Origin of the sequence: Mesorhizobium sp. Z1-4 (assembly GCF_004000235.1) — a bacterium.
Classification (GTDB): Bacteria; Pseudomonadota; Alphaproteobacteria; order Rhizobiales; family Rhizobiaceae; genus RCIO01.
Map to the genome: position 1 here is coordinate 950,756 of NZ_RCIO01000001.1, position 12,467 is coordinate 963,222.

Here is a 12,467-nt window from a genome sequence, read left to right on the forward strand (position 1 = left end):
GCCGGTTATTTCTTCTCGCAGACCACGGTCATCGGGTAGAACAGGTCGGCGGCGCGGGTCTCGGAATTGCCCTGCACACGGCCATTGCGGATTTTCGACGGCGAGGCTGCCGCGGCGTAGAAGTGCAGCACGACCTTGCCCGACAGGTTCCACTCGCGCGACAGCACCCAGGACTTCGATTTCCCGCGGCGGAGCTGCTCCGCCATGTTGTCGCGGCACAGCTTGCCGGGCGTGACGATCCAGTGCACGTCGCGCATGTCTGCGGTGAAGGTGCGCGTCGTCTTGTAGACGCCCCATCCGTCATCCGGCGTGCGCTGGAAATAGTGCCATTTGCCGGCGGTGACTTCGACCGGGTCCATGCCGTTTTGGTTGCCGATACCGACACGATGAATATTGTTGTTGCCCTTGCCTTTGGCGAAGAGCCGTACGGTGAAACGGTGCTCGGAGCCGGCGAAACCGGAATAGCCGTCGCCGGTGGCGCGCACGCGGGCCGGCACCAGGTCTATGCCCTCGCGGGCGATGCCGATCTTCTCGATCTTGGCGCCGGCATGCGCGGCGGTTGCGGTGGCGGCGGCCAGCAGGGCCGCGGATACGAGCTTCGAAATCAGATGCGTCATTGTTCCTCTCCTTTTGGCTTTGCACGCACAAGGAATGACGCTTCGCCGCTGAACCTTCTCTGATGGGGCGGTTTATGCGGCGTTCATTTTTCAACAGCGCTCACGCCGAGCTCGCTGCGCTCACCGGCTCCGCGGGGCGCCGGACTTCCGGCGGGCAGCAGTCGCCGCCTCGGCCTTCGGCCGGATGGCAAGCTTCATCATCGCCACGCCCCGCTGCCGGTCTGGTCATTGCGCTTTGCGCCGTTTCGCGACGATCGCTTTGCGATCGCGCTGGGCGCTGTCGCCAGAACCCATGCGGGTTCGGCGTGGAAAGACGGGCGGCCATTCAGTCGCTCATCTGTATGTTACGTGCGGCCAAAAGGCCGCCCGTCCGGTGTTCTTGCCCCGAGTACCTCCGTAGAGGTCACCTGACCGCCTTAGATCAGGATGTTGTCCGCTCGTGGCGCTCCGCAGCTTTCGCCTCAGAGCGCCGGGCTCGCCACTCAATCAAGAGGCGAAGACACAGCTACCCGTGGGCCCGGAGCTGGGGGCTCATCGCCCACACGGACTCTCGATGTCCGCGCGATCCGGCACCGACCGCTGCCCGGATGCTCGGAGTGCACACCCGTTTCCCGCGCAGCGGTATTTGCGAGGGGATGGTAAGGGAGGTTGAGAAGGCGGGGATAGATTTTGTCCGGATCGCCTGACATGCAGGCTTTCAACTCGAATCTGTCCCCCGACAGCCGTAGTGAGGCTCTCGGCCAGAGCGGAACAATACGATCTTGGCACTCCAGTATGCACGAGCCAGCCGGCAAACCACGTGCAACAAAATGCACCTGCGGTTTGTCCGAGGGAGAACACAGAAGTCCTTCCCCCTCCCGATTATGCAAAATGTCAAAGCGGCCTTGTCGATGGCCCATTGATGGAGGCAAACTCCGCGTGATCAAACGCTACATTCACTCTTGATCCGACGGCGCTCGGTAAACTCGACGGAAGTGACAAATAAGATGATAAAAATATTTCACTCTTCAAGAGATGAAGTTATCCGAAGCTCTTTTTCTGCTGCGTATGCGGATTATAAATATGCGCTTGGAAATTTACTCCCGCTTTTGAATCGGTTTGAGCAGCAGCGCAAAATTCAGGGGCGCAAATTTTATGCTAGACTCCGTAAAGACATACTTTCCGGCTGCATAATGCCGCCAATAACACTTGCCTTCGTTGACAAAAAGATGTCTTCGTCGACCGACGCAGACGATTTGCAGAAATTTGCCAATGAGAATATTTCTGACGGTTATGTTCTTGATGGTATGCAGCGGCTAAACACACTTAGGGAAGCGTCCGAAGACGAGGACTTTGATAGTAGCCGACCGATATACATAAACATTATTGTAGCTGAACGTTATGATTTTCTTCTCTACCGAATGATTACGCTCAATAATGGGCAAAAGCCCATGACCGCTCGTCATCAAATCGAAATGCTAACAAAAGGAATTCTGGATACAGAGAAATTAGATATTCAGATTATTACTGAGAAAGAAACTGAAAAGGCGAAGCCGCACGGAGCATTCCGTCAGGGCGATGTTTCTGAAGCCTACACGGCATTTTTGACGGATAGCGTGCACAACCAAAACACCAAAATCATCGAGAGCAAGCTCGACGAGATTTTGGTTGGAAAGGTAATGGATTCGAAAATTACCGAATCTGACATAAGCTTTCACGACGTTTTGCTCGCCGTAGATCACCTTTCGGCGAACCAGGAAGCTCGAGATTGGCTGCGTCTTGGCAACAACCTTATTGGATTCGCGGTGGGTGCCAAGGAGTCACTTGCTAGCCTGACAAAATATGATCCGGAGAAATTTGCGAGCGCTACCGCCGTGTTTGAAAAAGCATTTGAGTCGATAAACGTATCTAAGGTGAACGTTGGTAAACTGCGGCGTGAGTTGGCAATGAAGTTTGTTGCACACATCGACGATTACATCGATACAGATGCGGACTCGTTGACGGAGGTATTCTTCGAAGAGACGATGACCGACTGAGATGGCCAGCCGGTACACCATGCGCGAGCCGAACCACGGAGGTTACGCGCCTCCAGCGCCGTTCGGGTTGTACGAAAATGGGCTGATCCCCCATGAAATACTGAGATTATTAGTTGGAACGGTAAATCTGTTCGACAAAGATAACGAAAGACTCGTAAAGGTTACGGAAAACGAACTACGCAATGGACGCATTCTGAAACCAGAACCCAATCGTGTTCTCAATAAGATTTTTGAGGGCGGGGTAACCGAGGACGATTATGTAAGGGTATTGCGCGAGATCGGGGCGAGAAATCGCCGGTATTTTGAAAAACTTCGCGGTGAGTTGATTCATTGTCTAGCCGCAAAAAAGGAAGGTTTTCATCTGGAGTCATTTCTGCATTTGTACCGGTGCGTCGAGCTAATTTCGACACTGATGCCGATGTTGTACGCTCGAAGTCAGGACAATTTTCAAGATACAAAGAGCTTTTTTATGGACCTGATGAAAGACGAGAAGGAAGGTGAACTAAAGGTACTTGAGCGCTTTATTTCGCATATTTCCCGATCTACTCAGATAAACGATGTCGTTTTTGTCTTCGATTTGTCGAATCTGCCAACCCGCTACCTTGAAGTTACAAAAGACCAGATTGCTAGGAAGGTTCTGTCGGCGCTTAAGGATGACCAATATGAGATAGACGATACTTCTGAAACCGTTACGGTAAAATTCTTGGCAATGTCTAAGTATATTGTTTCTCTACGTAATAGAATATTTCATTACAGTGCCAGCAGGTCCAATATAGATATATCTGAAATAGGAGGCGCATCGCACGTCGCGCGAATTTCAACTAAAGAAGGGATATATTGGTTTTCTATTATTTACGCACAAATATTGGTTAAGCTTATTTCAACTAAAATATAGACTTTAACATATTGATAGCGGTTAATCCCCCATCTTCAACGCTTCGATAAACGCCGCCTGCGGGATTTCCACGCGGCCGAACTGGCGCATTTTCTTTTTGCCCTCTTTCTGCTTCTCCAGCAGCTTGCGTTTACGCGTCACGTCGCCGCCGTAACATTTGGCCGTCACGTCCTTGCGCAGCGCCGCGATGGTTTCGCGGGCGATGACCTTGCCGCCGATCGCCGCCTGGATCGGGATCTTGAACATGTGGCGGGGGATGAGGTCTTTCAGCTTCTCGCACATGGCGCGGCCGCGCTTTTCGGCAGCCGTGCGGTGGACGAGCATGGAGAGCGCGTCGACCGGCTCTTCATTGACCAGGATCGACATCTTGACCAGGTCGCCCTGCTGATAGCCGGTGAGCTGGTAGTCGAAGCTGGCATAGCCGCGTGAGATCGACTTCAGCCGGTCGTAGAAATCGAACACCACCTCGTTGAGCGGCAGGTCGTAGGTGAGCATGGCGCGGGCGCCGGCATAGGAAAGGTCGTGCTGGACGCCGCGGCGGTCCTGGCAGAGCTTGAGGATGGCGCCGAGATATTCGTCCGGCGTCATGATGGTGGCGCGGATCCACGGCTCCTCGATGGCCGCTATTCTGACCACGTCGGGCATGTCGGCCGGGTTGTGCAGCTCGATCGTCTTGCCGTCCGTCATGTTGAGCCGGTAGACGACCGAGGGCGCGGTGGCGATGAGATCGAGGTCGAACTCGCGCTCCAGCCGCTCCTGGATGATTTCCAGATGCAGCAGGCCGAGGAAGCCGCAGCGGAAGCCGAAGCCGAGCGCGGCGCTGGTTTCCATCTCGAAGGAGAAGCTGGCGTCGTTCAAACGCAGCTTGCCCATGGCGGCACGCAGATCCTCGAAATCGGCGGCATCGACCGGGAACAGGCCGCAGAAGACGACCGGCTGGGCGGGCTTGAAGCCCGGCAGCGGAGTTTCGCAGGGGCGGCGGTCGTCGGTGATAGTGTCGCCGACGCGGGTGTCGGCCACTTCCTTGATCGACGCGGTGATGAAGCCCAATTCGCCGGGGCCAAGCTCGCCGGTGAGCACCATCTTCGGCGTGATGACGCCGACGCGATCGACCGGGTAACGCGCGCCCGTGCCCATCATGCGGATCTGCTGGCCCTTTTTCAGCTTGCCGTCGATGATGCGCACCAGAACGATGACGCCGAGATAGCTGTCGTACCAGCTGTCGACCAGCATGGCCTTGAGCGGGGCGTTGGCATCGCCATGGCTGGGCGGCGGCAGGCGCTTGACGATGGCCTCCAGTACCTCGCCGACGCCGAGGCCGGTCTTGGCCGAAATCTGCACGGCGTCGGAGGCATCGAGGCCGATGACGTCCTCGATCTGCTCCCTGATGCGCTCGGGCTCGGCAGCCGGCAGGTCGACCTTGTTCAGGACCGTGACGATCTCGTGGTCGGCATCGAGCGCCTGATAGACATTGGCCAGCGTCTGCGCCTCGACGCCCTGCGAAGCGTCGACGACGAGCAGCGAGCCCTCGCAGGCGCGGAGCGAGCGCGAGACCTCATAGGCGAAGTCGACATGGCCGGGCGTGTCGATGAGGTTCAGCACATAATGCTCGCCGTCGGCCGCGTCATATTCGAGGCGCACGGTGTTGGCCTTGATGGTGATGCCGCGCTCGCGCTCGATGTCCATGGCGTCGAGCACCTGCTCCTTCATCTCGCGCTCCTCCAGCGAGCCGGTCATCTGGATGAGCCGGTCGGCGAGCGTCGATTTGCCGTGATCGATATGGGCAACGATGGAGAAGTTGCGGATGTTTTTGAGAGGCGTGGTCATGGGGCGCGCATGTAGCAGCGGCGGGGGAGAACGCAAAGCGGGAAATTGCGCGCGGGGCAGCCGCCATATGCGCGTCAGGCTGCCGGGCGGGTTCTGTATTGCCGTGCGCCGGTTTGGCGCTGCCCTCTCACCGCCTGGCCGCCTCCGGCACATTCGGCCTGCGGGACGAGGCCCCGCCAAGCCAACCCCGCGACGAAAAACGGCGCTGCTGCCAGCGGCGGAAGGGCACAAGATTGTGCGGGAAGGTGGGCACGGGTTCGCGGATCGCATTGTCGCGGGCGCGGCGGCGGTAGACTTCGGCCTGCATCATGCGCGACAGCCGGCCGACGGCCCAGGTGTGGTTCCAGACGAAGACCGGGTGGATCGCCTTCACGAAACGCCGCACCCAGGGATGGGCGACATCGACGGTCCAGCGGAAGGTGGCGGCGAGATGATCGGGACCGTCGGGCTCGACATGCATCCTGCCCCGGCCGACGAAATCGCCGCTGATGTCGAAATCCATCCAGCGATGCGCCTCGCCGCCGGTCACCTTGCCGACGAAAAAGAAGGAGTGCGGCAGGAAACCCTTGGTGAACAGCCGCACTTCCATGCCGAGCCCGTCGGGCGCGCCGCGCTCAACCACTTCGCAGGCCATGAAAACCGACGTGCCCCAGCGCGAGATGATCTCGGGGTCGAGGATGATTTCGCTGAGCTCCTCGGCGCGCGCTTCCATGCGCCAGCGGGTGACGATGTCGAAATCGGTCTTTGCGGTCGCTGACGTCATTGTTTGTCTCCCGCCCGGCCGTGCGCAAGGCCGGCTGCCATGCCGCGCCGGGCCAGTGAAGCCGGACTGCGCCGCAGCGCGGCAACCGCGCCAACCAGCGCCAGCGGCAGCATGGTGGTGGCGGTCAGAAAGGCAATGCTGGCGAAAATCTCCGCCACCGGCATATGCGCGCCATCGACCATAACAGAATCCAGGCGCGCCGACACGAAAGGATTGAGCAGATATTCGCCGGCGAAAGCGGCCCAGATCAGCGGCACGGACAGCCACAGATAACGGCGCGCCGACCGCGGCACCCTTCGCGCCGGCGGTTCATAGCGGCCGGTGACGACGAGCGCGAAGGACTGGAACATGATCCAGGTGACGAACGCCCAGCCGATGTAGTTTTCCAGCGGCACGCCGAAATGCACGCCGCCGCCGCTCCACACCCAGCGGCCCTCAACCGTGGCGCGCAGCGGGTCCATCGACAAATCCCACACGACCATCAGCATGGCAGCCAGCACGGGAACGCCGAACCGCAGAACGTTGTCGGCCGACCATTCGGTGCGGGCAAGCAGGAGCCTTGCCATCGACCAGGAGGCATAACCCATCACGCAATAGGCGGGCATGACGGAGACAGGCACATGGCCCAGAAACGGCGCCATGAGCTCCGTGTAGTGATAATTGCCGACCGGAAAGCCGGTCATCAGCGACACGGTTTCGAAGAACCAGCCGATCAGAAACACCAGAACGACGAATGAAAGCAGCTGGCGGCCCGAATATGTGCGGCGGCCATGGACCACCAGAAATGCGATCATCGCGCCCGCCACGAGCGCCGGCGACCACTCCTTCAACAGGCCGCCCGGCGATCCCAACGCATAAAGCACGTTGCCAAACCAAGCCGCCAACCCCAGGCCCATGCAGGCCACCACACCGCCAAGCTTACCCAATGCCCTACCCATGCCATTCCGTGCGCCCGCCGGCGCAAGTCCCTTGCCGGCGCAGTTTGCAACGTAAAACGCGCCGATGCCAACCCTGCTGACGTCACGGAAGCATTGACGGTAAATGCGGCAGCCAAAGGATGGCATTGGGGTCATATTTCGATAATATGACAATTCTAATCCACTATTGCCTCCCATAAAGATGACCTCTATGGTCAACATAATGCACGCCCAAGGGACATGGGTGCCTGCCGGCTGCGGCCGGAGATTTCGTTATTGCAATCGCCGTACATGGAGAGGCCATCATGAGAACCGCAACCGGAACCGCAATTCTGTTGATGGCGCTGGCAGTGCCCGGCAGCGCAGTAGCCGCGGATCCGGGCAAAATCCTCGTCACCTATTCCGACATCGCGCTGGCCGGATATGAAGACAGCCTGACGACCGCGAAGTCGCTTGATGCGGCAATCGAGGCGCTTGTTGCAGCGCCTTCGCAGGAGACGCTGCACGCTGCGCGGGCGGCATGGATCGCAGCGCGCGTGCCCTATCAGCAGACGGAAGCGTTCCGCTTCGGCAATGCGATCGTGGACGAGTGGGAAGGCCGGGTGAACGCATGGCCGCTGGATGAAGGGCTGATCGATTATGTCGATGCCAGTTACGGCACCGAGAGCGACGCCAACGCGTTCTACACCGTCAATGTGATCGCCAATGCGCAAGTCAGCATCGGTGGCGAGACGGTCGATGCCTCGACCATCACGCCAGAGGTGATCCAGTCGCTGCAGGAAATCGGCGGCATCGAAGCCAATGTCGCGACCGGCTATCACGCGATCGAGTTTCTCTTGTGGGGCCAGGACCTCAACGGCACCAATGCGGGCGCGGGCAACCGGCCGGCAACCGACTTCGACACCGCCAATTGCACCGGCAGCAACTGCGACCGCCGGGTTCAATATCTGACCGCGGCTTCCGACCTGCTCGTCGCCGACCTGGAAGAGATGGTGGCGAACTGGCAGACCGGCGGCGGCGCGCGGGCAGCACTCGCCGAAGGCGACGAGGCAAAGGGGCTGACGGCGATCCTGACCGGGCTCGGCTCGCTCTCTTACGGCGAACTTGCGGGCGAGCGCATGAAACTCGGCCTGCTGCTCCACGACCCGGAGGAAGAGCATGACTGCTTCGCCGACAACACGCACAACTCGCATTATTACGACGTGAAAGGCATCACCAATGTCTATCACGGCCGTTATGAGCGCATCGACGGCTCGACCGTGAACGGACCGAGCCTGGCGGAGCTTGTGCGCGAAACGGATGCCGCGCTCGCCGACGAGACCGAAACGAAGCTGGCAGCAACACTTGCGGCAGCCGAGGCGATGAAGGCGCGGGCGGAAGGCGGCGAGGCCTATGACCAGATGATCGGCGAAGGCAACGAGGCCGGCAATGAAGCCGTGCAGGCGGTGATCGACGGGCTGGTCGATCAGACGCGCTCGCTGGAACGTGTGATTGCGGCGCTCGATCTCGGCGGCGTGACCATCGAAGGCTCCGACAGCCTGGATAATCCGGGTGCGGTGTTCGAATAGGCGCATCGGCGGCCGGGCATAAGCGCCCGGCCGCTGCCCGCATTTCTCATGACAGCCAAACCGCTTCTAACCGCCTTTGCGCTTGCCGCCGCCGTGACCGCGGCGGCAGCGGCGCTGACACGCGACGACCTCAGCGATGCGGATCGCGTACGGGTCGAGGCCGTCACGAAACCGACCACCGATTTCTCGATAGGCGAACCCTTCGAGGCGATGCCGGGCGGCAAAGCGACGACACGCAAGACCCGCGACGCCAACGCGCTGTCACACCCCTCGGCCAATCTGAGCTTCGAGGACCAGCAGCTCTTCCTCGTAGGCAACGGGCTGTTTCGAAAGGAGTGGGTGTCGTCACCCTCGTCCACGCAGGCCTCCGACGGGCTCGGGCCGCTGTTCAACGCGCGTGCCTGCCAGTCCTGCCACATCAAGGACGGACGCGGACACGCGCCGGCAAGCGCCGAGGACGACGCGATCTCGCTGCTGGTGCGCGTGTCGCTGCCGCCGGACGAAGCCGAGCAGAAAGCAATCGAGGCCGGGCTGAGGGTGGCGGTTCCAGAGCCCGTCTACGGACTCCAGATTCAGGATTTCGCGGTGGCCGGACTGCCGGCCGAAGGCAAGATCGAGATCGCCTATGAAGCCGTGCAGGTGGAACTTGCCGGCGGCGAGGTGGTGGAACTACGCAAGCCAGCGCTTTCGATTGGCAATCCGGGTTTCGGCGCGCTTGCCGACGGCGCAATGCTGTCGGCGCGGATCGCGCCAGCCATGAGCGGAATGGGGTTGCTGGAAGCCATCCACCCGGCCGACATTCTGGCTCTTGCCGACCCAGCGATGCCGATGGCGACGGCATTTCGGGCCGGCCGAACATGATCGGCGACGGCGCGGGCGGACTGACGATAGGCCGCTTCGGCTGGAAGGCGATCCAGCCGACGGTGGAGATACAGACCGCCCACGCGTTTGCCGGAGATATGGGGCTTTCCACCCCCGTGCTGCCCGACCATTGGGGCGACTGCACGGACGCCGAACCGCCGTGCCGCACGCTGCCGCATGGCGCGCAGCCCCGGCTGGGCAATGAGGAGGTGCCCCGCGCACTGCTCGACCTTGTGGTGTTCTATTCCGAGAACCTCGCGCTGCCGGCCCGAACGCAAAGCGAGGACCCGCAGGTCCTGCGCGGCAAGCAGCTGTTTTACGAAGCCGGCTGCGCCTCCTGCCACACGCCCAAATTCGTGACCAGCCGCGAGGCCCGCCACGAGGCTCACCGGTTTCAGCTGATCTGGCCATACACCGACCTGTTGCTGCATGACATGGGCGATGGCCTCGCGGACGGCCGGCCGGAAGGCCAGGCGAACGGGCGCGAGTGGCGCACGCCGCCGCTCTGGGGCATCGGCACCGCCCGAACCGTCAGCGCTGAAGCTGGCTTCCTGCATGACGGGCGTGCGCGCACGCTGGAAGAAGCGATCCTGTGGCATGGCGGCGAGGCACAGGCTGCGCGCGACGCCTATGCCGCTTCGGACAAGGCCGAGCGCGATGCGCTGATCGCTTTTCTGGAGTCGCTGTAATGCCCGGATCACACCCCGCCCTGCACAGCGCACCGGTTCGCCAAGCACCGAAAGGCATGGCGGCGGCGATTTCGATCCTTGTTTTCGCCTCGACCGCTCAGGCCGCAGGCGATGGATCCGGCGCGCGGATAACCGACAAGTTTGCGCAACCGGCTTTCGCCGAGCTCCAAAGGGCGGCAGCGGCAACCGAACAAGAGATCGGCGCGCTGTGCACCGCGCCTTCGGCCGAAGCGCTGGCGAAAGCGCAGGGCGCGTTTGCCGAACTGGTCTCCGCATGGGGCAAGGCGAGCGTGTTGCGGTTCGGGCCACTTGCGGACGAACACCGAATGGAGCGGATCTATTTCTGGCCCGACCCGCGCGGCATTGCTTTGAGGCAGGTGCAGGCAACGATCGCGGGTGAGGACGAAAGCGCCACGTCATCCGAAAATCTGGCGCAAAAGAGTGCGGCGCTTCAGGGCCTGCCGGCGCTGGAGTTCGCGCTTTACGGCAGCGGGGCCGATGATCTGGCAGGCGGAGCAGCTGCCTATCGCTGCCGCTTCGCAGAGGCGATCGCTGGCAACATCGCATCGATTGCGAACGAACTGCTTGCCGGTTGGGCGGATGGCACGGACTTCACCGACGCATTCACCGCGCCGGCCGCAGATACGGAACCATACCGTAGCGCCGGGGAAGTCGATGCCGAAATCGTCCGCGCACTTTCCACACAGCTGCGTTTTGTGCACGAGGCGCAGCTGCTTCCGGCGCTCGGCGCGGACATTGGCAAGGCGCGCGGCAAACGCGCGCCGCTGTGGCGCTCGGAACTTACCTTCGTGCTGGCTACGGCGCAGCTCGATGGCGTGCGCGACCTCTTGAATGCAGCCGGTTATGAATCGGCCGTGGCCGAAGAGACAAGCTGGGTGCCCGGCGCGATCCTGTTCGAAATCGGAACGGCCAGAGTTGCGTTGGACGGCATCGAAACCGTTCCCTCCGACGCATTTGCGGACGAAACCGCTCGCGACAAAATCGCGTTTGCCGGCTTCACCATCGAAAGCGCCGCCGCCAACATCACCGAAAAGCTCGCCGCAGCGCTGGGACTGATCGTCGGCTTCAACGCTCTCGACGGTGACTGAGCCATGGCCGCACACCTAACGCCGATCGGGCGGCGAACGTTTCTCGCACTTTTGGCATCGGCCTGTGTCGCGCCGGCGGGCCCGTCCATGTCGTCCGGCAATTCCTTGCCCTCAACAGAGGATGACGGACCGCTCTTCCTCGGCGCGCGCTTGAACAGCGGCAGTCACGAAGTTGCGGTGATCGACGAACATGGCCGCGACCTGCTGGTGCTGCCGGTGCCGGCGCGCGGTCACTCATTCGCGATCGATTCAGCGCGGCGCAGGGCGGTCGCCTTCGGGCGCGCGCCCGGCCGCTTCGCCGTGGCGTTCGATATCGATGGCGGGTCGGCGCCGCACGCCATCGCGCCGCCGGCCGACCGGCACTTCTTCGGCCATGGTGCGTTCACGCCTGGCGGACGGCTGCTGCTTGCCACGGAGAACGATTTCGGGGCCGGCCAGGGTGTCGTCGGTATCTATGATGCAGGCAAGGGGTTCGCGCGCATCGGCGAAATTGCCAGCGGCGGGATAGGGCCGCACGAAGCGGTTCTGCTCGGCGACGGCAAGACGCTTTGCGTCGCCAATGGCGGGATACTCACCCATCCCGACTATGGCGGACAGAAACTCAATCTCGACACGATGCAGCCGGGCCTGGCCTATATCGACGTTGAGACCGGCGACCTGACCGATCAGGTGTTTCTGGCGCCCGAACTCAGCCGGCTTTCCATTCGCCATCTTGCGATCGATGCACTGGGGACCATCTGGTTCGGCTGTCAGTATCAGGGCGAGCCGGCACAGCGGCCTCCGCTGGTCGGGCGTCATCGGCGCGGCAGAGAACCGGAGCTTTTTGCCGGGCCGGACGAAACGCTGAAGGCGATGAACAATTATGTCGGCTCGGTCGCGGTGGATGCGTCTGGCGAAATTGTCGCCACCTCGTCGCCGCGGGGCGGGCTGGTCGCCTTCTGGGACGCCGCGACGGGGCGGCATCTCGGCAACCGCGAACTCGCCGACGGTTGCGGGGTCGCCCCGCTCGAAAGGCATCATGTGCTGGCCACCAGCGGGCGCGGCGCGGTGACCGACCTGTCGCCGGGCGCAACCGGGCTTTTGCTGCCCCCGGCACCCGGCAGACCGGCATGGGACAATCACCTGCGGCGCATGGGCTGATGGCGGCACGGCGGGCAGGCTGGACCAACGGAACCTCATGGACCCCGGCCGTGATCCGCGATACCG

At 61.5% G+C, this 12,467-nt stretch carries 9 protein-coding genes and 1 pseudogene; 6 read left to right on the forward strand and 4 right to left on the reverse strand.

Going from position 1 to position 12,467, the window contains the following annotated elements:
• Positions 1 to 5: 5 nt before the first annotated feature.
• Positions 6 to 617, reverse strand: coding sequence for a hypothetical protein (locus tag EP165_RS04535; RefSeq protein ID WP_127520339.1), 612 nt, complete (start codon positions 615 to 617; stop codon positions 6 to 8).
• A gap of 986 nt (positions 618 to 1,603) precedes the next feature.
• On the opposite strand from EP165_RS04535, the gene EP165_RS04540 reads away from it, so the two are divergent.
• Together EP165_RS04540 and EP165_RS04545 are read left to right on the forward strand one after the other, a co-directional pair.
• Positions 1,604 to 2,632 (forward strand): hypothetical protein, encoded by a 1,029-nt coding sequence (locus tag EP165_RS04540; RefSeq protein ID WP_127520340.1) that lies wholly within the window; start codon positions 1,604 to 1,606, stop codon positions 2,630 to 2,632.
• 1 nt (position 2,633) lies between these two features.
• The gene (locus tag EP165_RS04545) at positions 2,634 to 3,527 is read left to right on the forward strand and encodes a hypothetical protein (protein WP_164742953.1); all 894 of its coding nucleotides are present in this window, start codon (positions 2,634 to 2,636) and stop codon (positions 3,525 to 3,527) included.
• A 21-nt stretch (positions 3,528 to 3,548) separates the two neighbouring features.
• On the opposite strand, the gene lepA is transcribed toward EP165_RS04545, so the two are convergent.
• The 3 genes from lepA to EP165_RS04560 all read right to left on the reverse strand — a co-directional run bounded on the left by lepA (position 3,549) and on the right by EP165_RS04560 (position 7,055).
• Positions 3,549 to 5,354 carry a translation elongation factor 4 gene (lepA, locus tag EP165_RS04550; protein WP_127520342.1) on the reverse strand — a complete coding sequence of 602 codons (1,806 nt, stop codon included), beginning with the start codon at positions 5,352 to 5,354 and terminating at the stop codon, positions 3,549 to 3,551.
• A gap of 127 nt (positions 5,355 to 5,481) precedes the next feature.
• Positions 5,482 to 6,117 carry an SRPBCC family protein gene (locus EP165_RS04555; protein ID WP_127520343.1) on the reverse strand — a complete coding sequence of 212 codons (636 nt, stop codon included), beginning with the start codon at positions 6,115 to 6,117 and terminating at the stop codon, positions 5,482 to 5,484.
• Positions 6,114 to 7,055 carry a carotenoid biosynthesis protein gene (locus tag EP165_RS04560; protein WP_164742954.1) on the reverse strand — a complete coding sequence of 314 codons (942 nt, stop codon included), beginning with the start codon at positions 7,053 to 7,055 and terminating at the stop codon, positions 6,114 to 6,116. The genes EP165_RS04555 and EP165_RS04560 overlap by 4 nt, the downstream gene beginning before the upstream one ends.
• A gap of 284 nt (positions 7,056 to 7,339) precedes the next feature.
• Between EP165_RS04560 and EP165_RS04565 the strand changes: the two genes are divergently transcribed.
• From EP165_RS04565 to EP165_RS04580, 4 genes and pseudogenes are all read left to right on the forward strand, one after another.
• Positions 7,340 to 8,602, forward strand: coding sequence for an imelysin family protein (locus EP165_RS04565; RefSeq protein ID WP_127520345.1), 1,263 nt, complete (start codon positions 7,340 to 7,342; stop codon positions 8,600 to 8,602).
• A gap of 48 nt (positions 8,603 to 8,650) precedes the next feature.
• Positions 8,651 to 10,152, forward strand: a pseudogene (locus tag EP165_RS04570) (di-heme oxidoreductase family protein).
• Positions 10,152 to 11,261 carry an imelysin family protein gene (locus tag EP165_RS04575; RefSeq protein ID WP_127520346.1) on the forward strand — a complete coding sequence of 370 codons (1,110 nt, stop codon included), beginning with the start codon at positions 10,152 to 10,154 and terminating at the stop codon, positions 11,259 to 11,261. Before EP165_RS04570 ends, EP165_RS04575 begins: the two are co-directional and overlap by 1 nt.
• A gap of 3 nt (positions 11,262 to 11,264) precedes the next feature.
• Positions 11,265 to 12,401 carry a DUF1513 domain-containing protein gene (locus tag EP165_RS04580; RefSeq protein ID WP_206075862.1) on the forward strand — a complete coding sequence of 379 codons (1,137 nt, stop codon included), beginning with the start codon at positions 11,265 to 11,267 and terminating at the stop codon, positions 12,399 to 12,401.
• Positions 12,402 to 12,467 lie beyond the last annotated feature (66 nt).

Coding starts and splice junctions, on each gene's coding strand:
- lepA (WP_127520342.1), bottom strand. CDS start 5,354: ATGACCACGCCTCTCAAAAACATCCGCAACTTCTCCATCGTTGCCCAT.
- EP165_RS04575 (WP_127520346.1), top strand. CDS start 10,152: ATGCCCGGATCACACCCCGCCCTGCACAGCGCACCGGTTCGCCAAGCA.
- EP165_RS04540 (WP_127520340.1), top strand. CDS start 1,604: ATGATAAAAATATTTCACTCTTCAAGAGATGAAGTTATCCGAAGCTCT.
- EP165_RS04535 (WP_127520339.1), bottom strand. CDS start 617: ATGACGCATCTGATTTCGAAGCTCGTATCCGCGGCCCTGCTGGCCGCC.
- EP165_RS04560 (WP_164742954.1), bottom strand. CDS start 7,055: ATGGGTAGGGCATTGGGTAAGCTTGGCGGTGTGGTGGCCTGCATGGGC.
- EP165_RS04580 (WP_206075862.1), top strand. CDS start 11,265: ATGGCCGCACACCTAACGCCGATCGGGCGGCGAACGTTTCTCGCACTT.
- EP165_RS04545 (WP_164742953.1), top strand. CDS start 2,634: ATGGCCAGCCGGTACACCATGCGCGAGCCGAACCACGGAGGTTACGCG.
- EP165_RS04565 (WP_127520345.1), top strand. CDS start 7,340: ATGAGAACCGCAACCGGAACCGCAATTCTGTTGATGGCGCTGGCAGTG.
- EP165_RS04555 (WP_127520343.1), bottom strand. CDS start 6,117: ATGACGTCAGCGACCGCAAAGACCGATTTCGACATCGTCACCCGCTGG.